Genomic DNA, 22,308 nt, shown 5'->3' on the forward strand with positions numbered 1-22,308 from the left:
AATGATAAACAGAGATCAAGAATAACAAAGAAAGATTAAGAAAGTAGAAATTAAGAATATAAAAAACCCTTTTCCCACTCATTTCACGAAGAGCGCCCAAGAAGGCAATTTAAGAGCGTCCGGAGAAAGAACTCCTTTGCGATCTTGATTTCTTACTTAGCGCGCTTTGCGAGACAAAATTCCATACAATATGAAAAAAACGTTTACCGTATTATCAGGCCTGCTGCTCACCTATGCCAGCAGCCAGGGCCAGTATATCACCACCTGGATGGGCAACACGTTCTCTGATGTCAACAAACACGTAGGCAACTGTGCCCGCTCCATGTGGGTGTCTCCCCAGGGCGTGATTTATACCGCTTCCGGCTGGGACGAAAAAGGTAGAAACATAGGTATCTATCAGAACGGCAATACCCTGGGCTCCATGGGTGGCAACAAAGAATCGCAGGGCTGCGCTATCGGTGGCGATGCCACTTATATCTTCACCGCCCAGGAGACGCCCAACAACGGCAAAGTGGGGCGTTACAACCGTACCACCAAAGTACGCGACCTGCTTTTCACCGTTAATACCGGCGCCAACGACGCCGTGCCGGGCATAGCGGTGTCCTATGGGCGTGTATACACCAGCGATCTGGTCAACAATATGATCAAAGTATTTACCACTGGTGGTGTTGCCATCAGACAATGGTCGGTGGCCACGCCGGGCGCGCTGGCTATCGACAGTAGCGGCCATCTGTGGGTAGCGCAGCTCAACAGTGGCACTGTGGCCAGTTTTGACACCACCGGCGTAGCCGGCCCGGTGATTACACTGGGCACTACGGCAAGGCCATCGGCCCTGTATGCCGACAGTGCCCGTGGTCAATTGCTGATTGGCGACCAGGGGCCAGACATGCAGATCAAGATTTATGGCAACCTAACGGGAACGCCTGTACTATCCGGGACCTTCGGCGTACAGGGTGGTTACCTTAACCAGTCCACCGCCCTCCGCGGCACCGTGGGCGACAAACGTTTCACTCGTGTGGTGGGCATCGGTCGTGATGCAGCGGACAATCTCTATGTGCTCAACAATCCATGGGGAGGCACCTGGGACCTGGGCCGCAACGGTGCTACCGATATCCATTGTTACAACAGTGCCGGTAACCTGCAATGGACCCTGCAGGCGATGAACTTCGAAGGTAATGCCTCCGCCGATGCCGGCAGCGACGGCACCTATTTCTACAGCGGCAATATCCTTTATTCCTATACCGGTACCGATGGCGGCGCCTACGTGGCCAATACCGTAGATCCCTACCGCTATCCGCTGGACGCCCGCATACAGATGACGGACCACGGCCGGGGCGAACACTTCGGGCATTTAGCCAATGTAAACGGGCATAAGATACTCATCGCCAACAATCAGAACGCCGATGTATTTTATCGGTATTATTTTAATGAATCTACTGATGGTTATATCGCTATACCCATGGACACTATCAGCCAGGTGCGCAACGGCTTCTGCCTCGACTCCATCGGCGATGTATGGATATCGCAGGATAAAACCAATGCCATTCAGCATTATCCGCTGACAGGTTTTGCCGCTAATGGCAAACCTATCTATGGACCGGTGATATCCACGCCCACCCCCACTTCCATCGCACGGCTGAACCGTATAGAATATGTTCCCGCCAGTGATATGATGGTACTGGCCGGCGGCCATACCGACTGGACGCTGATTGGTAACAGAATAGAAGTGTACCGTGGCTGGAAAACCGGTAACCGTACGCCCAATCTGGTGATCACGCTGAGCCGCGCACAAGCCAAGTCCATGTCGGCCGCCGGCAACTATCTCTTTGTGGGGTACTATGCCATCCCGGATATCGACGTATTTGACCTGAGCACCGGCGCACTGGTACTCACGATGAACACCAGCAACCCTGCTGTGTATGTGGGCAACGACGTGGATTCACAGTATGGCATCAAAGCGTATCATCGTACCACCGGGGAATATCTTATCACCAAAGATGATTACAACGCCAACAAAGTAGTGCTCTACCGCTGGACACCGGCACCGCCGCCGCCCACGACAGACAGCACCACTGCGGCATCAGCTACGCTCACCCGTAATACTAACGCGGCCTTCAGGGTGTTTCCTAATCCGGTGGACAAAACACTGTATATCGATCTGAAACAAACCGCATCGAAAGGGTTTAAACTCGACATCTTTGATTTCTCCGGTAAAACCGTAAAAACCATGCAGGCAGCCAGCGCCGGCGCTATCACTGCCGATGTGGCCAATCTGATGCCCGGCTCCTACGTGTTGCGCATCACCGATGCCGCCAGTAGCAAGGTGGTAGGGCAGCAGAAATTCATCAAGCTATAAAAAGAAAAAAAGAATGAAATATTTATGGATACTCGGGCTGTTGGTCAGCAGCGGGTATAACGGTATGGCACAAATGAAAGCGCCTGCCGACTGGGTCCACTACGAGCAGGTGCTGGGCGTGAAAAACAATCAGCGGCATTACGACTATGACGTGAGCGTGGTCCGCGCCTCCTGCCCGACTAATGTGTTGTGGCCCGGAGAACAACCTTCGTACACCCTGCAGGTGGTGAACCGGCTCAACGAGCCGCTGGTAGCCACCGGCAGTATTGAACTGATTCCTTACGGTACCCGTGGCCTCCCCGGCGATATATGGTTGCCCGAAATGATCCGCCAGGGAGAAGTGGCCCGTGTTCCGGTGAAAGTGGACATCCCCGCTGGTGGCTACGTCAACATAGAACATTTACCCAGCATACCCGCCCGCTTTGGCGGGTATGCCCTGGTGATGGACCTTGGGCGTTATGGCCGCCGCATGGTGACCAGCCTGGTACGTACCTTCGCCGCTAACCCACAACGGTTACAGTATCCTAAACAATCGCTCGATGACATGGGCGCCGATTTTCTGCAACGTATAGGCGTGCAGGCTATCCGGATGGGCGTGGATTATACGCCTACTACCGCGCCCGACTATACGCAGAAGATGCAGGAACTGGACGCCAAAATAAAAGAATACCAGTCGAAGAACATCACAGTGTTGCTGATGTTTGGCGCCGGCACTGCACCCCTGCCGCTGGGCATGCCCCGCTCCTTCCTCGATTCCAACCGTGTGATGAAAAAGACCAAGCAGGACTATGTATGGGCGCCAGGCTCCGATGCAGACTTCCAGCTGTTCGTCAACCGCCTGTGCGTGCAGTATGGATGGCCTAAGGGGCCAGTCACCGCGGTATCATTGTGGAACGAGCCCTGGGAAGGCGCTTCCATCTCCGGCTGGCAGTCAGACATTCTGCGCTACCGCGAGATATATACCGTCATGGCGCAAGCGGTGCTGGATGCACGAAAGAAAGGCGCCGACGTATTGGTAGGCGGCGGCGATTCCAATTCCAACGCGTGGGACAAACTCTTCGCCGATGGTAAAATGACCTTCCTGCCCATTTTCGATTTCTGCTCCATTCACTATCAGGGCATTGAAACGCCGGCCCTTTATCCGGAGTGGGTTAACCGCCAATCGCCCGGAGGCCGTGTAAAAATCTGGGACACCGAAAGCTGGGTAGGCAATACTGATGATCGTATAGGCCTCACCATAGCCACCAACCGGTCCTCCGGTTATGACCGGTCCATGGGCATATACGCCGGTTACATGTACACCGGCGGCCGCGGCAGTGAACATTTCACGCAGAAAGTACGCACGCCGGAGGGCACCAGAGAAATCACGCGTATCCCCGACACCTGGTCACAGGCCGCCGCACTGGGCGCCGTACAGCACCTGGTGGGTGAGCGCAACTTCAACCGGTTATTGTTTCCGAACGGGCTGCCGTGGATCATGGTATTTGACGGACAAAAAAATCCTGATGACGGCACCGCTGTCATCTCCGGAGATATTGGTGAGGCCTTTGGCCCGGAAAGAGTGTTGTTCCGCGGCGTAAGGGGGCTACCGGAAATGGCCGACAAAGAACAAATAAGAACAGCCCTGGCTGCCGGCAGTGCTACCGCTGACAGCCTGCAACAACTGCTGCAACAGTATCGTCCGTTAAGTGGCGGCCGTATGGTACTACCGGCAGCTTCCTATATCCGGCTGTATGATTTCTACGGTAATCAGCTGTTTGCGGAGCATGGTCAGCTGACCATACCGCTCAATAGTCAGGGTTATTACCTGCGTACCGACGGGACTAAAGGCGCCTTCGCCAAGCTGTTGGCCGCGTTAAAAAACGCACGCATAGAAGGTTACGAGCCGGTGGAGATTATCGCTAAAGACATGACCGCCCGCATCTCACAGTCGCCGGTGATGCGGCTGCAGCTGACCAATATCCTCAACCGTCCCGTGAAAGGGCACCTCACAGTGGCTTTGCAGGGATTGCGTGTAACAGTGCCAGACACCGTGTTGCTCGCACCACACGAAACCCGTACCGTCCCGGTGCAGATCACGGGCGGAGTGGCGGCTGCCAACAACACCTATCCCCTCTCCGTGCATTTCGATGCCGGCACAGACGGGATGGCCACGCATTATGAAGATATGCACGTGAATGTGGTCTCGCGGTTAAACATTCAGGTAGATGGCCGGCTGGACGACTGGCAGCAGGCGTTGCCGCAGACGGTCAGTAGCAAAGGCGCTGCCACCGTGAGCGTCACAGAAGCCGCCTGGTATCCGTTCAAAAACTTTGATACTAACGCCAACGGATATGCCAACGGATATTTTGCCTATGATGATCATTATTTTTATTTCGCCGCTAAAGTGGCCGATAGTACGCCTCATCCCGGCACGTACCGTTTTGCGCAACGGCCGGATGACGAGTTCTTTTATCCCGATACCTCCTATGTGCTGGACATGCAGCAATCACTTATCACCAAAGAAAACAGTGTGCCTCCCACCGATGCAGGCGCTTTGCAGCTGCCCGGCAGCGACGAGCGTATCCTGCACTACTGGGAGAGCGGTGACAACACCAATGCTTTCGGGCTGGACCTCCATCTGCCGAAAGCCACGCAGGTAGCGCTGTACCTGCCGGCGCTGCGGGTATCTTCCGCCCGGCTGGAAGTGTATGATCATGCCACCGGCAAAAATCTGTTCCGTCGTACGCTTACCAATCTCTGGGGCGGCGCCTGGGAAGTGCTGCGGCTGGAAGGCGATGTGCGCATTGTGCTGCACAGCAATGCCTGGTGGTATACGGCCAAGCTGGCCGCGCTGATGTTTGATCAGCCGTCATCCGACAGCATCTTTGTGAAAGAGGATTTTGACACCCGCGGCAACTGGAAAGGCGTATATGGCGCCTGGGGCCACCACATTGTGGGTGCAATACCGCGTTTACCCGCCGGCGTTACCATCACGCCGGTGTTGAAGGAGATAAAACAGCCGTTGGTATGGCCCGCAGGCGTACGGCATTACACCTATCAGAAGAACCCCGTAACGCCCGACAACTCAGGCCTCGGGTATTCGTACGATAACGTGCTGCTGGCTTTCAACGTTATTCCCGAAGGGAAAGATGGTATGCTGGCCAATCCGCCTGGTACCATGCCGCGCTTTACCGGCTACAAATGCACCGACTATGAATATGCCTTTAACCCGGTGGCAGCGCAATATGGCGGTGGTACGGAGATGTGGCGGCTGTTGGTACCGGGGCTTAACCGAAAACATTTCTTTCCGAGGCAACCTAAGTCGGACAAAGAAGGGGCTGTGGCCAACAGTAAGCTGGTCATCCGGCGGGAAGGCAATACCGTGATCACCGAATGCGCGATCCCGTGGAGTGAGATACCCGACGTGAAAGCCGCTGTAGACAAAGGCCAGCGGATAAAGCTTTCCTTTCGCGTAAATGACAACGGTGCTCCCGGCAGTTGCATGGAGCTGGCCAAAGAGCGGAGCGTGTCGAAGCTGAATGCGCGTGCCTTTCATCCTGACTGGAAAGTGCACTGGGCCAATGAAGTAGAATTTGGCGTAGAAAAATAACTCAATCCTTAGCGAACCGTATAATCATATCCGTTACCTGGAAGCTGCTGCGGGCAGGCTTTTTCTCTCCGGGCACCACCAATCTGAAAGGCCCTTTTCCGGCGGGCAGCGGTTGTCCGCCGGATTCATCTGCCAGTATCACCACTCTGTCGGTAAAACTGCTGTCCAGTTCCGCCAGTGAGAACAGCACCTCATAGCCATCAGCACACCGTACCAGCAGGTATTTGCTGAGATTCTCCCCTCTTAATGTTTTGCCGGTAGTGACACCCGCCTGTTCCAGAATTTCCTGGACAGGTACCCCCGTATAGGCATGATCGTTACCGTCACGGTCTTTTAGCGAAACAGTGGTACGTTTCATCTGGCGCAGGTTTTCGGGATAGAGCGTCAGCGGACGGGCCACTTCTCCGGATACTTTCACCACCGGCTTTTGTTGAGCTATGGCGTTGATTCCCATGAGCAGCAGCAGTCCTAAAAAACAGTTTTTTATCATCGACTTAATTATTATTAAAAGGATTGGAAAAACGTGGATCAGTGATAAAGGTTGAATCGGTGAGCATATGCAGAAAAGCCAGCAGGTCTTTTTTCTCCCGGCCGGTGAGGCGCAACGGCTGTTGTAAAAAGGGGCTCAGTGTTTCACTGTGCGCAACGTGCTCACTGTAATGATCGATCACACTTTCCAGATCGGGGAAGCGGCCATCATGCATATATGGCGCCGTGAGGGCGATATTACGCAGCGTAGCCACCCTGAAACGGCCTTTATCATAAGCCTGTCCCGTGATCAGCTGTCGGCCGGCATCCGCGGGCAGGCTGTCCAGCCCGTTGTTATGAAACAGGTCACTGTATGTTTTAGGTCCCCCGTGGCAGTGTGCGCAGCCTGCCCCGCGGATACCCCGCGCCGTATCCGTGTTGGCATAGAACAACGTGATACCGTTGCTTTCAGCAACTGACGGCTGGTATTTTCCCTGTAAATATTGATCATAGCGGGAGTTGGCCGAAATAAGCGTGCGTTCAAACTGCGCCAGGGCTTTCACGATGCGGTCGCCCGTAATGCTGTCGGACCCAAACGCGCGGCGGAAGAGTGCCGGGTAGCGCCGTTGCCTTTGCAGTTTAGCAGCAGCTACTTCCAGCGACTGGCCCATTTCGTGCGCAGCGGTGAGCGGCGTGACCGCCTGCTCTTCCAGGCTGGCGGCGCGGCCGTCCCAGAAAAGCTGCCGTACCCACAGCAAATTGGCCAGTGACATGGTATTGCGGGGTTGCAGCACCCCGTCGGCACCGGCGCTGAAACGTTTGCCATCGGTAAAAGCTTTTGCCTGCTGGTGGCAGGTGGCGCAATTCATCTGATCGGTGGAAGACAAAGCTTTTTCATAGAACAGTCGCCGTCCCAGCGCTATCCCATCTTCCGTAACCGGATTACCGGCGGGCAAAAACACCCGGTTGCCAAAATAGTCCGGCCACGACAGGGTTACCGGCACAGGCACCCGGCTGGCGGGCATCTGCGCCGTCATGATCACCATCATCAGCAACAGTCCTGATAATATCGCTTTACGGGACAACACTTTTTTACCGGTAAATATAACAGAAAGCGGTCAACGTTTCCCTAAACCGTAACTTCGGGAAAAAATAACACGCCCCCTGCGGAATGTATGTTCTACCAACGTACCTTGCAGGGCATTTTATCCATTATTTCAGAAACCATATTGTTGTTATCATGAAAAAGGCAATTCTGTTGCTCGGTATCTGTGCCGTAGCAAGTACTACACAGGCCCAATTATTTGACCGCATCAAAAATAAAGTACAGCAGAAAGTCAATGAGAAGATTGACAAAACCATTGACGACGCTACCGCTCCCAAAAAGAAAAGCGATCAGGGCACCACTAACGCCGGTAGCACTTCCTCTTCCGGAGAAACGGTTAACAACGCCCCGGCAGCCAATACCAGCGGCCCTGTGAACACGGACATCAAATCCTATTCCCGGTTTGATTTTGTGCCGGGAGAAAAAATCATCATGCACGAGAATTTCGCGCAGGATGCCGTGGGCGAGTTCCCCGGCCAGTGGAACACCCGTTCCGGCGCAGAAATCGTGACGGTAAGCAACCGTCCCGGCAAATGGCTGGCGATCAAACAGGACGGCATTTTCTACCCGGAATATCTGACCAGCAATCTGCCTGACAACTTCACCCTACAGGTAGATGTCATGGCCAGCAATGGCATTGCAGGCATCGGTAAGCTGACGGTGAGCGTGTTAAAGGCCAGCGACGCTAACGAGAAATTCGATCTGGGCGATGGTGATCATATCATGTCTCCTTCCTTTAAGGTGAGTTTAGCGCCTAAATCGTCCGGCGATGGTTTCCTCAGTTATTCGTCCAACGTGATCGGCAGCAATACCATCAATGGCTTGCCGGTATTCAACGTACCGAAGAAAAACTATGTACGGTTATCGCTCTGGCGCCAGAAACAACGGGTACGCGTATACCTTGACAGTACCAAGATACTGGACCTGCCGCGTGCACTGGATGCCGGCGCCGTACTCAACACCCTCGCATTTGCAGCGTACGCTCCCGACTACGACAAAAACGATGGTACTTTTTACATCAGTAATATCACCCTGGCCGTAGGCGCGCCCGATACCCGCAACAAACTGATGACCGAAGGCAAATTCATCTCCCATGGTATCCTCTTCGATACCAACAGCGATCAGATCAAACCGGAGTCCTACGGTGCGCTGAAAGATATCGCCAATGTGCTCTCAGAAAATGCGGCCGTTAAAGTAAAAATCGTTGGCCATACCGATGCAGATGGCAACGACAAGCTGAACCTGGACCTGTCCAAACGCCGCGCTGACGCGGTGAAGACGGCCCTCGGCAAAGACTTCGGCATCGATGTGGCCCGCCTGGAAACTGACGGTAAAGGTAAAACACAGCCTATCGACAATAACAACACCGAAATAGGCAAGGCCAACAACCGCAGAGTAGAATTTATCAAATTATAAATAACCGGAATCCTGCACTATTTTTAGTGTTATGAGAAAATTCCTGTTATGCATACTGACTTTGAGCAGTCTTTTTGCGGCTGCTCAAAGTTCTCTTCCCTGGGACCTCTCCCGCCTGCGTGAGACACCCCGCACCTATCCCGCCGATTCCTGCCAGGTACCTGGTTTCCGTTCCTTCTTCTACGAAGGACTGCTCTACAAATCAAATCCGACAAGGGTTTTCGCCTATTATAAAACGCCTGCCGGCACACCGCCGCCGGGAGGATGGCCTGCCGTGATATGTGTACACGGCGGCGGTGGCACCGCCTTCCCCGCCTGGGTGCAAGCCTGGGTAGATCATGGATTCGCTGCTATCGCCATGGACCTGGAAGGTCATCTGCCTTTGGGCAGCCATCCCAACCGGCCGGCGCATACCTATGGCGGTCCGCCCCGCATCACCACTTTCGGCGATATAGAACTGGCCAAAGAAGAACAGTGGTACTATCATGCCGTAGCCGATGTCAGCAGAGCGATGTCGCTGCTGCGGTCATTTAAAGAAATTAATCCCCAACAGATAGGCATACACGGTATTTCCTGGGGCGGCGTGATCACCGCCACCGTCATCGGGCTGGATGACCGTTTCGCGTTTGCCATTCCGGTGTATGGTTGCGGTTATCTCTACAACACCACCGCTCCCGGTTTTAAAATTCATTTCGATGCCATGACGCCCAGACAGCTGGAGACCTATCAACAGCAATGGGACCCATCGGTATATCTGAACAACAGCAAGACGCCTGCCCTTTGGGCGACCGGCACCAACGATCCGGCGTTTCCACTGGATATCTGGCAACGGACCGCCTTCATGGGCCAGGGGCCGCGGCTGCAATCCCTGACCATCACCAGTAAACATGGCCATCAGTGGGAGCAGCCGGAGATATTTGCTTTCGCGCGACAAGTAGTGAAAGACACCGCAGCACTGCCGAAATTCACCATGGCGACCGCAGAAGACGGTCAACTAGTGATAACGCTGCCGGCGGGATATGAAGCCGCCAAAGCAGTGGTATGCTATACTGCTGATACCATCAACTGGCAGCAACGGCAGTGGCATAGCGCACCCGCCACGATCAACGGACAAAAAATAAAAGCGGCAGCACCCGAAGGCACTACCGCTTTGTTTGTGAATATCACCGGTAAAGATTCGCTGACGTATAGTACGCCCGTTTACCCGGCGATGATCAGAAAAAGATAATTACCGTTTGTTTTTCCACGTGTTGTTATCCGGCGTAGCGTCCATAAACAGGTTGCCGTCCAGCGTAACGGATGTTACGGCTTTATTCACCGGCACTGACAGCTGCAGCGTACGCGGATTTTTCTTCCATACCGCCGGCGTCTGATGTACCGTGGATTTGGTACCATCGGCATACGTTACCACTACGTCAAACGGAATGGCGAAGCCGCCTTCGTTATCGATATGCAGCGTGGCTGTTTTTCCTTTTGTCACCACATTGGCCAGTTTCAGATCGATATAGTTATTGCTGAAGAACCAGTTCTGCCAGAACCAGTTGAGGTCCTGTCCGGCTGCTGCATTGAAGCAATAGAAATAATCCCACGGAATGGGGTGTTTACCGTGCCATTTGTCCATGTAGGTATGCAGGCATTTACGGAACAGTGCATCCCCCAGCAGGTCTTTTATTGCCAGGTAAGACAACGATGCTTTACCGTAGGAGTTAACGGAGTAGCCATCACCGCTCACCTGGTTGGACATGGTGATGACAGGCTGATCTTCTTCCGCAGACGGGTCGCCGATGTAGCGGGCCACGCGGAATTTCTTATAGAAATCATCTGCGCTGGTTTTTCCTTTTTCGTGTATGCGTACGAAGTATTCGAACGTAGTAGCCCATCCTTCATCCATAAAAGCATAGCGGCTTTCATTGATGCCCATGTAAAAAGGGAAATAGGTATGTGCCATTTCGTGGTCCTGTAGCAGCTGCGCGAAGTCGAGGTCCTGTCCCAGCGAGCCGTCATTGACCATCATGGGATATTCCATGTCCGCATATCCCTGGAAGGCAGTCATTACCGGATAGGGATAAGGGACGCCTGGCCAGTGATGCGAGAAATAGGACAGGGCGGTGTGCGCAAAGTTCACCGAATGGCGGAAATCATATGCCGTATCGTTGTAAGCCGCCTGTATGCTGGAGCGGCGACGGGTAGCGCTGTCCACCATCACGCTGGCAGCGTCCCATACATAATGGTTGCTGAGGCCCAGCGTTACATCCACGATATCATTGTAGCTGAATTTCCAGATATTCCATTCCTGTTGGCGGGTCACTTTTCCGGCCAGCATCTCTTCACGGGTAGCGATGTGCAGGACGGAGTCGGTGCCGTAGGATGTTTTCAGCCGGGACGCATACTCCGGCTGTAATACTTCCGCAGCATTCAACAGGTTGCCGGTGCCCCATACCACAAAGTTCTTCGGTACTTTCACAGCCACCTTGTAGTCATTAAAATCATTGTAGAACTCTGCGCGGCCGAAATGCTGCAGCATGTTCCATCCGTTGTAGTCGTCGTATACGGCTACACGCGGATAGTAGTACGCGAGAAAATAAGTGGTGCTATCGATGATACCTTCGCGTCCGCTTTCCACGGACAGCTCGTAGTGCCAGCTGATCTGCAGTTGCAGGCTGTCTTTCGAGGCCAGCGGCGTTGGCAGCGATACCGTGCCTACGGTACCGTTATCATTGTTGTAAGCTATCGTTTTGCCATTGATCACCAGGGTGTCGATGACCATACCGGCAGACAAATAATCTTTGCTGACGTATCCGGTGCGGGGTGATTGCGGCTTGTGTTGATTTCCAATCAGATCGAGCACAAGCGTTTCCAGTGCATCCGGACTGTTGTTGATATAGGTGATGGATTCCCTGCCATATACCACCGGAGAAGGAGGATGGGCGGTAAGATGGATATCGTACCGTCCTTTGTTCTGCCAATAATTGGGACCGGGATTACCGCTGCGGGAGCGGGTTTTATTCTCATACGCCTTCCTGATATTACGGGGTTCGTACAGTTGTTGTGCCTGTGCTGCCATCGTAGTAACAGCCAGTAATAACAGGACGTTTAAACATCTTTTCATAAGCCTGAATTGTTGCAGGCTTAAAAATAGGAAAAGTTGGCTCAAAAAACAGTGTTGTTCAGTCCGCTCACCGGTATACGGGCATAATGATTGTGGTTTATTCCGTAAAACGACCTACCATGAGTACATTTCATATCGACTACCATGGGCAGTTGGTCGCCGTTTCGCAGGAGTCGGCCGACTGTTTCCTGGTATCCCTGCCCAATAAGGCGATGCAGTTAGTGAGGAAACAAGACAGTGACGGCGCTGATATCTGGTTTGAGAAAGATACTGACAATGAAACGCCGGAAACCGCAGAACTGGGTGCTGCGATAGAAGTAGTGCTGGGCAGTTGACCACACTCCTTGTTTTTAGGTATTTTTTTATTTCGTTTCCCACAGTTGATGTTCAACTGCCGGACTTTCTTTATCTTTACGCATTACTTGATACGACCGGCCGATTAACCCAATTTTTTTGTAAGTGGATCACTATAGACAGGAAACCTTACTTTATTACTATTCACCCGAAATGAAAAACGCCTACCCTCATGATGGCACATTATGATGTCACCAAACTGGAACATCTTGAAAAGAAAACCGACTGGAAAAAAAACTACGCACACTTTACTTCCGGTAACAAGTCGTTACTATTACCGACCCTGTTGATCGTTGTCGGCGGTCTTACGCTTTATTTGCTGAACAAAGGCAGGCTGCTGCAAAGCGGCTACGGGCTGACGGCAGGACTGATCACGATGGCCGGTGTTGCGCTGTTTGTGATCATCTCCGGAAAAGGGAAACAACAGGTGTTGGAAAACATCTCCCAAAAACCCGTCTGTCTGGCTAAGATCATCAAATCCAATGAACAGCAACAGTTGTACTACGGTATTTTCAGCACCAGCGATACCCGCTGGGACACTGCCCTGTTGCAAAACATCTCCGAACGGGTGGGCAATATTCCGTCTGACACCAGCAACCCGGATGACAGAACGGTAGCGCGGCTGTTACGCGCCTCACAGGTAGGGGTCAACATGCAGACTTACTCTCTTCCTGCTTCTTTTACAGGTGGGCATCAGATCTATCTGAGATCTTTCGATTTCAGTACGCTCGACAAAGTAACGTGTGACTACATACAGCACCGCAACGGTATCTTTCCGGTGCTGTATGTAGACAACAGCTATGTGCCGGTAGTACTGAAAGATTATATTATTGCTTAGCAGGCGGCACCATCTTATGAAACAGCGTGTCCAGGCCGCCATACAGGGTGCGGTGCAGTATCGTGAGATGGTTCTCCGCCGGCATGGGCACATAACGTGCATCCATCAGCTGCGGGCTGACCGCTGCCAGTATCCCGGCAAAACGGGTGGCGTCATTTTTCATGATAGCCCCTTCTTCTCCTACAGACAGGTATACGCTGACCGGCTTCTTCAGATTGTTGCGCAGCAGCACCGGCGCTTCCGCCAGCAGTGACTCGTTATTCCACCAGAAACTGGGGCTGATAATGGCGTACTGTTCAAAGAGCGAAGGACGGCGCAGCAACACTTCCGCAGCCAGCAGACCGCCCAGCGACTGCCCCACCAGCGTGCGATTGGGCCTTACGCGATAATGCTTTGAGATATAAGGCTGCAAGTCTTTCTCCAGGAAATCAATAAACTTCGCCGATCCACCGGTGGTGGGATAAGCTTTTTTATCTTCCGCAATCGTGGTCGGGAAAGTAAAATCTCTCTTCCTGTCCACATTAGCGATACCCACCAATATCACCGGCGGCATAAAACGGATCATGGTCAGGTATTGCACCAATCCTGACACATGTATAAAATCCTCATTGGCCGAGCCATCCAGCAGATAAACCACCGGATAGGTAGCGGTGTCTTTGCTGTAGCCTTCCGGCAGATAGATATTCAATGTTCTGGATTCTCCGAGTTCACGCGAGGTTATTTTATCGGTTACGCCAAGGGCAAACGGGGTCTGTTGGGCCTTTGCCACCAGGATGCTGCCCAGTAACAGACCGCTGACTAATAATTTCTTCATAAAAAAACAGGTCGACTTGTAAAATGCTAAAATAAGTATTAGTAGCCGGAAGCTTTGAAAAACCGTGTTACCGCCGTACTGTCACTATAATTCAGTTCTATGATCTGACGAACGGCAGCTTTTTTGTCTTTTTGTCGATGGTAATAGGCCTTGCAGATAGCATACCCGACATAATAACCGAGGTCTCCGACCGGCGTATTGGGTGATGCTACGTTATACATCCAGCCGTCAAAGGAGGGATTGTACATCTCCGCGATGAACTTTTCCCGGACCTCTTTTGCGTTGGCAGTGCCATAGTCCATGTAACGAAGCGGTATCTTTTTCCCCGTTACCAGCTCCGTCACAAAATCACACGCACCTTCACAGATTGCCTGTGAAAGCAGGTTATAACCGGCACAGCGCTGTTGCGTGTGTACATACTCGTGAATATTGAGCAGGAGCGCGTTTTTTAGGGGGTCTGTGACATAGTAGTCCCGGAGGTATTTCTGTTTTCCAGGTTGAAATTCAGAGATATCTATAGCAGCGTTACCAGCTACCAGCTCGCTGCCAATCAGCACCATATCGCCCAGTGTAGTGCCACCGGCACGCAGTGTACCTATGATAAAATAGATATTTGCCGGCTTTAATGCAGGATATAGTTCCCGTAGTTTGTCAATAGCGGGGCCGAACTCCGGCGCCAGTTTTTTGACCTTATCGGTATTGCTCCGTATAGACCCCCAAAACTTCGGGTAGTGGCGGATACATTTCACCCACTCTTCCGCTGTAATTTCCCTGACCTTCATAAAGGCATGCAGGCCGGGCGTACCTTTATCGATGTACTGTGTTTTGATATACTGCAACTGTTTCAGGCTATCGGTTGTAGAGCAGATGCTGTCATAGGCATTCCAGAAATTATCAATATCTGCGGTGATAACATTGGGGGCCTTCTTTTGTGCAGATGCAGTCATGCAGAGCCAGCATACTGCCAGGATAATGGGCATAGATTTCATAAAAAGGGGTACTTGTTGTTTGCGGCCCTAAGATAATGGCTATTTGTTTACTTTTTGCGATTTTATGTGTAAGTTACCACTGCGTTATATATTCAGGTGCCGGTACCGGCGCTGCCCGAAATCGCGCTATATTAGTAACCAGATAAGAAAGGGAGCGAATATGTCTATGCAGTCAGACACACTGGAACCAGCCAGTCTTTTTAAAGCCTATTATCCGCGGCTATGTTATTTTGCCTTCCAGTTTACGGGAGACAAAGACCAGGCGCGCGACATTGCACAGGAAGCTTTTGTAAGCTATCTGGGACAACGTGCGCAGGTGGCGCCACATCCGGTAGCCATCAAAAACTTTCTGTACACCACCGTCCGTAACGCCTGTCTGAACCTGTTGCGCCATGAAAAGGTGGTGGAGAAGTTTGTCGCCTCACAGTCCACTCCCCCCACCGATGATGCCACCGTGGTGTTGACCATGATCCGGTCTGAAGTGTTGGGAGAAATTAATCGTGTATTACAGACACTTCCTGAAGCCTGTCAGGAAATCATCCGCCTTGGTTATATAGATGGACTGAAAAATCAGGAGATCGCTCATCAGCTGAATATCAGCATCAATACCGTCAAGACGCAGAAAAAGAGAGGCCTGCACCTGTTACGGCAACGGCTGAACCCCGAAATTTACAGCCTGTTCTTCCTCTAACCCTTTCCCTCAAAAAAAATTTCTCCCGCTTGTCACCCCATTTCTGCCGTTACGTTTCTTTATCATGGAGACGACCACATGGACCAACATCACGATACCTTTGATTATGCCGCACTGATTTTGCGATGTCTGCGCGGAGAGGCCACCAGCGCAGAACAGCAGCAGCTACAGACATGGCTGGCAGCAGATCCCCGCCATGAGGCGCTATACCGCTCCCTCCAGGACCCGGAGCAACTGGCCGCCGGCATTGCCTTTCAGGAAACGATCGACGTGCAGGCCGACTGGGAGGCTGTGCAGGCCCGCGTATCCCCGGCACCAGCCGTCCGCAAGCCGATATGGATAAAGCTGGCCGCATGGACCAGCGCCGCCGCCGCGGTGATCACCGGCGTGGTGCTGTTGTACCCCCGGCCAGACAAGCCCACGGACACGCGTATTATAGCCGACCAGTCACATACCTTCCACAACGACGTGCTGCCCGGCGGTAACCAGGCCGTATTGCAGCTGGGCAACGGTAAAACCGTGGCATTGGGCACACAGGGCGGTAATACCATCACCGAAGCCGATGGCACCACCATCCGTCGCGGCGATGGCAGCCTGGTGTACGCCGATGCCGGCGACAGCACCACCGCCGGTTTATACAATACACTGACCACCAACAGGGCCGGTCAATATCAGCTGACACTGGAAGATGGTACCAGGGTGTGGCTCAATGCCGCGTCTTCCCTCACTTTCCCGGTCCACTTTACCGGCGCCGAGCGGAAAGTAACCCTCACCGGCGAAGGTTATTTTGAAGTGGCCGCCAATGCGCATCAGCCTTTTAAGGTGGCCGTCAACGGTGTAGATGTGCTGGTGCTGGGGACACAGTTTAACATCGGAGCTTATGACCATACCGTAAAAACCACGCTGGTCAGCGGAGCTGTTAAAGTACAGTTGCCCGGCAAACGCTCCTGGCAGCTGACGCCGGGCCAGCAAGCCAACGTAGCGCATGAGCAGGTGTCCATCACCTATGCCGACACCGAAAAAGCCATTGCCTGGAAAGAAGGTATCTTTTATTTTAAAGACGATGATTTCCGCGATATCATGGAACAGGTGGCCCGATGGTATGACCTGGAGCTGGAATTCAAAGGGCCGCTGCCTGCCAGAAAAATCAGCGGCAACATCAGCCGGCAGGCGAGACTGTCACAAGTACTGGAGATGCTGAATTATGTAAGTGGCGCCCACTTTGACATCCAGGGCCGTAAAGTCAGCGTAGGCCTATAACGCAAACGAGTACACGCGAATCAACAATACCTGTAATGAAGAACAACACTGAAATGCCAAAATTAACGGGACATAACCGCTATTAATCTAAAATTCAAACCGATGATGAAAAGATTTATTTCCGCTTGCCGGCGGGGTATGCCATTCCCTTTGCCTGTAAAAATCCGGGCGGCGGCCAACCTGACCGCCATCCTGCTGTTGCTGGCAGCACTGAGCGTGTCGGCTACCGGCTATGCACAAAAAATCACCCTGTCTATGCAGCAGGCACCCCTGGAGCAGGTGTTTGCAGCCATCCGTCAGCAGACGGGCTACTATTTCCTGTATAACAACGACCTGCTGAAAAAAACAGGTAAGGTCAATGTACAGGTGAAAGATGCAGACATCACCACCGTCATGGACCAATGTCTCGCAGGACAACCGCTGGCGTACAAGATCATCGACCGAACCATCTCCCTGAAAGAAGCGCCGGTAAAGCAGCCTGCCACCCACCTGGCAGCAGACACCCTCATTACCGGTAAGGTGACGGATGAAAAAGATGTGCCGCTGCCCGGCGTCACGGTTACGGTAGAAGGTTCCACCAAAGGCACCGTTACCGACGGCACCGGCAGATACAGCATTCAAATGCCCGCCGGCGCCAAAGCGTTGTTGTTTTCTTTCATCGGCTATGGCAAACAACGCCTCGAACCCGGCGGCAGCACCCAGCTGAACGTGAAGATGAGCGAAGGTTCCAAAGGCCTGTCAGAAGTGGTGGTGACAGCGTTAGGCATCAAAAGGGAAAGTAAATCCCTCGGTTATACAGTAGCAGAACTGAAAGGCGCCGATCTGTCCGAAGGCAAGGAAGTGAACGTGGCCAATGCCCTCTCCGGTAAAGTAGCCGGCGTACAGGTAAGTCGCCCTGCCTCCGGCGCCGGTGGTTCTTCCAAAATCGTTATCCGTGGCAACAACTCCCTCCAGGGCAACAGCCAGCCGCTGTATGTAGTGGACGGGGTACCGCTGGACAACCAGAACATCGGCGCAGCCGGCAGCACCGGCGGTGTGGACTATGGCGATGGTATCTCCAACATCAATCAGGACGATATCGAAAGTATCTCCATCCTCAAAGGTCCCAACGCCGCCGCCTTATACGGCCAGCGAGGCAGCAACGGCGTAGTGCTCATCACCACCAAATCCGGCAGCTCCCGTAAAGGCATCGGCATCAAATTCAGCAGCGACTATTCCATCGGCAACGCCCTCGTGACACCCGACTTCCAGGATGAATACGGCCAGGGCCTCAACGGAGACTTTACCCACTTCCGCGCCACCGACGGTAAGATATATACCATGGAACAGGCTAAAGCTCAGGGATTAAAAGGGATGCCTAAAATGAGCGCAGGCCGTGATCGTATCGCCCGCAGCAGCTGGGGCCCTAAAATGGAAGGCCAGCAATACGAAGACCAGTGGGGCAACATCCTCCACCTCACCCCACAACCTAATACCTACCAACAATTCTTTAACCAGGAAAAACAACTCGTCAATAATATCAGCGCCGAAGGCGGCAACGAAAAGGTCAACTATCGTTTTTCCTATTCCAATACACACGTAGACGGCTACGTGCCTTCCAATACGCTGGACCGAAATACTTTTACGCTCCGCGCACAAGCATCCATCACACCTAAACTGCAACTGGATGCGAAGATGAACTACATCAACCAGAAAGGAAAAAACAGGCCCACCCTCTCCGATGCGTCCGACAACCCGGCTTATCTGTTTATCAGCCAACCACGCAGCATGCCCATGTCTATCCTTGCGGACTATGCCTGGACCGCGGCGGATGTAGCCAAACAGCTCGGCTATAGCGGCGTTACACCCGGACTGGAGAAAACCTACGCCACCAACAGTTCCACCGCCAATCCCTACTGGACCATCAACAAAACTTACAATGCCGACCAGCGCGATCGGGTGCTGGGCATGCTCCGCCTGTCGTACGACTTCACCAAATGGTTGAAACTGACAGCCCGCGGCGGTACCGATTTTTACACCGAACAACGCCTGCGCTACCGCGCCAAAGGCACCTATCAGAGCCAAAACAGAAACGGCGATATCGAAGAGAGAGTGCTGCGGGTAAGAGAAGATAACTACGACGTGTTGCTCAATGCTAACCTGCCACTCAATAAAGACTTTACACTGGGCCTGAATGCCGGCAGCAGCCACCAGAAAAAATTCTACCGCATGACCGGCAACACCGGCAAAGAATTCATTGTGCCCGATCTGCACGTGATCAACAATACGCTGACGAACTCCTACCTTTTTGACCTGCAGGAATCTGAAATCAATTCCGTGTACGGCTTCGGTCAGCTGTCGTTCCGCGACTACTGGTTCCTGGATTTCTCTGCCCGCAACGACTGGTCTTCCACCCTGTCGGCAAAGAACAATTCCTTCTTCTACCCTTCCGTGAGCACCAGCGTTATCATGACGGATATGCTCCACCTGAAAAGCAATCTGCTCACTTACTGGAAACTCCGCGGCTCCGTGGCACAGGCAGGCAGCTCTGGTAATCCCTACCAGTTGACCGGCACCTACAGCCTCGATCAGTTCACCCATGGCGGCCAGCCACTGGGTTACTTCACCTCCGTGATACCTGACCCTAACCTGAAAAACGAACTCACCACGTCTGTGGAAGTGGGTACAGATCTGCGTTTGCTTAATAATCGTTTAGGCATCAGCTTTACTTACTATAACGCCGCTACGAAAAATCAAATCCTCGATGTGCCGCTGCCGCCATCCAGTAAGTTTGAAGCACGCCGCATCAATGCCGGTGAAATCCGTAACCGCGGCATCGAAGTATCTATCAGCGGTACACCGCTGAAACTGGCCAACGGCTTTACCTGGGAAAGCGCGTTTAACTTCTCCCGCAACCGCAATGAAGTGGTATCGCTCACTACCGGCGTAGAAACGTTTGTGCTGGGCAGCGACCGGGGCATCAACGTGATCGCCGCACCCGGCAAACCTTTTGGCACCATGATCGGTACCGGCTTTGCCTGGCTCAAAGATGAAAACGGCAATCGCCTCATAGATCCCAATACCGGCCTCCCGCTGCGTACACAAGGGCGGCAGCTGACCGAACTGGGCAACGCACTGCCCGACTGGACCGGTGGCTTCTCCAACACTTTCCGCTATAAAGGTTTTACCCTCGGCGCACTGGTAGACATCCGTCAGGGTGGCATGGTATACTCCCAGAGCAACCGCGAAGAGCTTATTTATGGCACCACTAAAAAGACCCTCGCCGGCCGTGACGGTAGTTATGTGGCCAGCGGCGTAATTGCAGCCAAAGACAACAACGGCAACTGGGTAAGCACCGGTAAAACCAATACCATGGCCGTAAAAGCGCAGGACTACTGGAACGTGGTCGCCAGCGACAAAGAAAATGTGGTATCAGAAGAGATGATGAACGACGCCAGCTACATCGCCATGAGGGAGATCAGCCTCAGCTATCAGTTGCCCGCCCGGCTGTTTAACGGCAAAATCATCAAACGTGCCGGCATCGGTATCTATGGCCGCAACCTGTTCTACTTCCAGCGTAAAACAGATGGTTTCTCCCCCGAAGCTTCCGGTTTCAATGTCAACAACTCCTCTCTGGGCCTCGAATCAACTGCGCTGCCCATGATGCGGAACTTTGGTATCAACCTGAGCCTGGATTTATAATCAAAAAAAGAAAAGAGATGAAAACATATACCCGTTCCATATATGCCGCCCTGTTGCTGGGAAGCCTTACCCTCGGCAGTTGCACCAAGAACTTCAACGACCTGAATACGCCGCCCACTTCTGTTACCAATATAGACGCGGCCATTCTGCTCTCCAAAGTACAGAAAGACGCCGCCTTTGCGGAAGGTACCGAAACAGCCAATATACAAGTAGGCTCCTGGGTGCAATATTGGGCTGGTGGCCTGGTAGCACCCACCTCCCGGTATATTCAGCAGCCTGATAACAATATGTGGGCCGCCCACTATACACTGTTGCGCAATCTGGGGCAGATACGTAATCAGGCGCTCAAAGGCAAAGAAGAGGACCCATCCGGCCGCACCAAACTGGCCATCGCCCGCATCATGGAGATCTACGTATGGCAGCGGCTCACAGACCTCTTCGGCGACGTACCGTTTTCACAGACCACCGAAGATGCCGGCAATGTGAACAACAAACCGGTGTACGACAGCCAGGAGGCTATCTATAAACAACTGATCACCGATCTGGATGCCGCCATCGCCAAACTGAATACCAGCGATGCCTCCTATGGCAACGCCGATTTCTTCTACAAAGGCAGTATCGACAGCTGGAAAAAATTCGGCAACTCACTCAAACTGCGTTTAGGCATGCGTCTCAAATACGCCTCGCCAACACTCGCCGAAAAAACCGTGCGGGAAGCCATGAGCGGACCATTATTCACCGACAATAAAGATAACGCTGCCGTACCTACGTTTAATGATGCACAGACCACCAACGCGCATCCCATCCTGGCGCAGTTCATCTCCGGCAGCCCCGATCTGCGATACCTGGCCAGCGCGTTTGTGAACACACTGAACAACAAAAAAGATCCGCGGCTGCCTTTCATTGCAGCGCCTACGGTGAACTCCAGGAATAGCGGCACGCCCGTATATCGTGGTATCGGCGTAGCGCTGACCGACGCACTACTGGCAGGCATCATCAAGGATGATTACTCCACGGCGTCTACAACCACCTATTTCAACAGAACGCTGGCCACGCCCATTCCCTGCTATGTGTTCACCTATGCCGACGTGTGTTTCTTTAAAGCAGAAGCCGCACTGATGGGCTGGGGCGCAGCACCTGCCGACGCAGAAAAATTCTATCAGGATGGCATCAAAGCAGCGATGGCCATGCAACCTTATAATATCACCACCATTCCGCAAGCTTACATCGATGCAGAGTTTTCTTTTGCAGGCCTCACCCCCGAACAGCAACTGGAGAGAATCATGACCCAGAAATGGATACAGCTGTTCGGCCGCGACTACGAGGCCTTTGCAGAATGGCGCCGTACCGGTTATCCGGTACTGACGCCCGGTCCCAACCAGGGTTCCACCAACGGCACCATCCCGCGCAGGGCGGTGTATTCCTCGCTGGAAACACTGCTGAACACCGGGAACTATCAGCAGGCTGTAAAAGGGTTATCCCAGGGCGACACCTATCTCTCTAAAGTATGGTGGGATAAAAAACAATAAACATCGTAGCTCCGGGGCTTCAGCCCCGGAACAAAAAATAATCATCTCCCTAAAAAGAAAACCGCCGTGGGTCCAACACCACGGCGGTTCTCTTTTTACGCTCATC

General features: G+C 52.9%; 15 protein-coding genes. 10 read left to right on the top strand and 5 right to left on the bottom strand.

What is annotated here, in order from left to right; genetic code table 11:
* Window positions 1–190 precede the first annotated feature (190 nt).
* Together ICL55_RS30920 and ICL55_RS30925 are read left to right on the top strand one after the other, a co-directional pair.
* Window positions 191–2,356 carry a T9SS type A sorting domain-containing protein gene (locus ICL55_RS30920; protein ID WP_188105087.1) on the top strand — a complete coding sequence of 722 codons (2,166 nt, stop codon included), beginning with the start codon at window positions 191–193 and terminating at the stop codon, window positions 2,354–2,356.
* A 13-nt stretch (window positions 2,357–2,369) separates the two neighbouring features.
* Window positions 2,370–5,948 (top strand): DOMON domain-containing protein, encoded by a 3,579-nt coding sequence (locus ICL55_RS30925; protein WP_188105090.1) that lies wholly within the window; start codon window positions 2,370–2,372, stop codon window positions 5,946–5,948.
* A gap of 1 nt (window position 5,949) precedes the next feature.
* Here the strand turns inward: ICL55_RS30925 and ICL55_RS30930 are convergent, their stop codons facing one another.
* Together ICL55_RS30930 and ICL55_RS30935 are read right to left on the bottom strand one after the other, a co-directional pair.
* On the bottom strand, window positions 5,950–6,438 hold the full coding sequence (locus tag ICL55_RS30930; protein WP_188105092.1) for a molybdopterin-dependent oxidoreductase: 489 nt from the start codon (window positions 6,436–6,438) through the stop codon (window positions 5,950–5,952).
* Between the two features lie 4 nt (window positions 6,439–6,442).
* Entirely contained in the window at window positions 6,443–7,504 is a 1,062-nt protein-coding gene (locus ICL55_RS30935; RefSeq protein ID WP_343067905.1) for a cytochrome-c peroxidase, read from the bottom strand.
* A 152-nt stretch (window positions 7,505–7,656) separates the two neighbouring features.
* On the opposite strand from ICL55_RS30935, the gene ICL55_RS30940 reads away from it, so the two are divergent.
* A complete protein-coding gene (locus tag ICL55_RS30940) occupies window positions 7,657–8,937 on the top strand; it encodes an OmpA family protein (protein ID WP_188105094.1) in 1,281 nt (426 codons plus the stop codon).
* Between the two features lie 31 nt (window positions 8,938–8,968).
* Window positions 8,969–10,165 carry an alpha/beta hydrolase family protein gene (locus ICL55_RS30945; protein WP_188105096.1) on the top strand — a complete coding sequence of 399 codons (1,197 nt, stop codon included), beginning with the start codon at window positions 8,969–8,971 and terminating at the stop codon, window positions 10,163–10,165.
* Here ICL55_RS30945 and ICL55_RS30950 read toward each other — a convergent pair whose 3' ends face one another.
* Window positions 10,166–12,046: a M1 family metallopeptidase gene (locus tag ICL55_RS30950; RefSeq protein ID WP_188105098.1), complete on the bottom strand. Its 1,881-nt coding sequence runs from the start codon at window positions 12,044–12,046 to the stop codon at window positions 10,166–10,168. It lies immediately after the preceding gene.
* 119 nt (window positions 12,047–12,165) lie between these two features.
* On the opposite strand from ICL55_RS30950, the gene ICL55_RS30955 reads away from it, so the two are divergent.
* Together ICL55_RS30955 and ICL55_RS30960 are read left to right on the top strand one after the other, a co-directional pair.
* Window positions 12,166–12,381, top strand: a complete 216-nt coding sequence (locus ICL55_RS30955) for a hypothetical protein (RefSeq protein ID WP_188105100.1) — start codon at window positions 12,166–12,168, stop codon at window positions 12,379–12,381.
* A gap of 191 nt (window positions 12,382–12,572) precedes the next feature.
* Complete coding sequence (locus ICL55_RS30960) at window positions 12,573–13,238, top strand: hypothetical protein (protein WP_188105102.1); 666 nt, start codon at window positions 12,573–12,575, stop codon at window positions 13,236–13,238.
* On the opposite strand, the gene ICL55_RS30965 is transcribed toward ICL55_RS30960, so the two are convergent.
* Entirely contained in the window at window positions 13,228–14,052 is an 825-nt protein-coding gene (locus ICL55_RS30965) for an alpha/beta hydrolase (RefSeq protein ID WP_188105103.1), read from the bottom strand. The two genes, ICL55_RS30960 and ICL55_RS30965, sit on opposite strands and share 11 nt — an antisense overlap.
* A gap of 38 nt (window positions 14,053–14,090) precedes the next feature.
* A complete protein-coding gene (locus tag ICL55_RS30970; protein WP_188105105.1) occupies window positions 14,091–15,041 on the bottom strand; it encodes a gliding motility protein GldB-related protein in 951 nt (316 codons plus the stop codon).
* Window positions 15,042–15,201: 160 nt separating this feature from the next.
* Here ICL55_RS30970 and ICL55_RS30975 point away from each other — a divergent pair, with 160 nt between their 5' ends.
* The 4 genes from ICL55_RS30975 to ICL55_RS30990 all read left to right on the top strand — a co-directional run bounded on the left by ICL55_RS30975 (window position 15,202) and on the right by ICL55_RS30990 (window position 22,202).
* A complete protein-coding gene (locus tag ICL55_RS30975; RefSeq protein ID WP_188105107.1) occupies window positions 15,202–15,732 on the top strand; it encodes an RNA polymerase sigma-70 factor in 531 nt (176 codons plus the stop codon).
* A gap of 78 nt (window positions 15,733–15,810) precedes the next feature.
* Entirely contained in the window at window positions 15,811–16,992 is a 1,182-nt protein-coding gene (locus ICL55_RS30980; protein ID WP_188105109.1) for a FecR domain-containing protein, read from the top strand.
* 105 nt (window positions 16,993–17,097) lie between these two features.
* Window positions 17,098–20,673, top strand: coding sequence for a SusC/RagA family TonB-linked outer membrane protein (locus ICL55_RS30985; protein ID WP_223151655.1), 3,576 nt, complete (start codon window positions 17,098–17,100; stop codon window positions 20,671–20,673).
* Window positions 20,674–20,690: 17 nt separating this feature from the next.
* The gene (locus ICL55_RS30990; protein WP_188105112.1) at window positions 20,691–22,202 is read left to right on the top strand and encodes a SusD/RagB family nutrient-binding outer membrane lipoprotein; all 1,512 of its coding nucleotides are present in this window, start codon (window positions 20,691–20,693) and stop codon (window positions 22,200–22,202) included.
* The last annotated feature ends 106 nt before the right edge of the window (window positions 22,203–22,308 follow it).

The sequence above is a fragment of the Chitinophaga varians genome, from assembly GCF_014529945.1.
Taxonomy (GTDB): domain Bacteria; phylum Bacteroidota; class Bacteroidia; order Chitinophagales; family Chitinophagaceae; genus Chitinophaga; species Chitinophaga varians.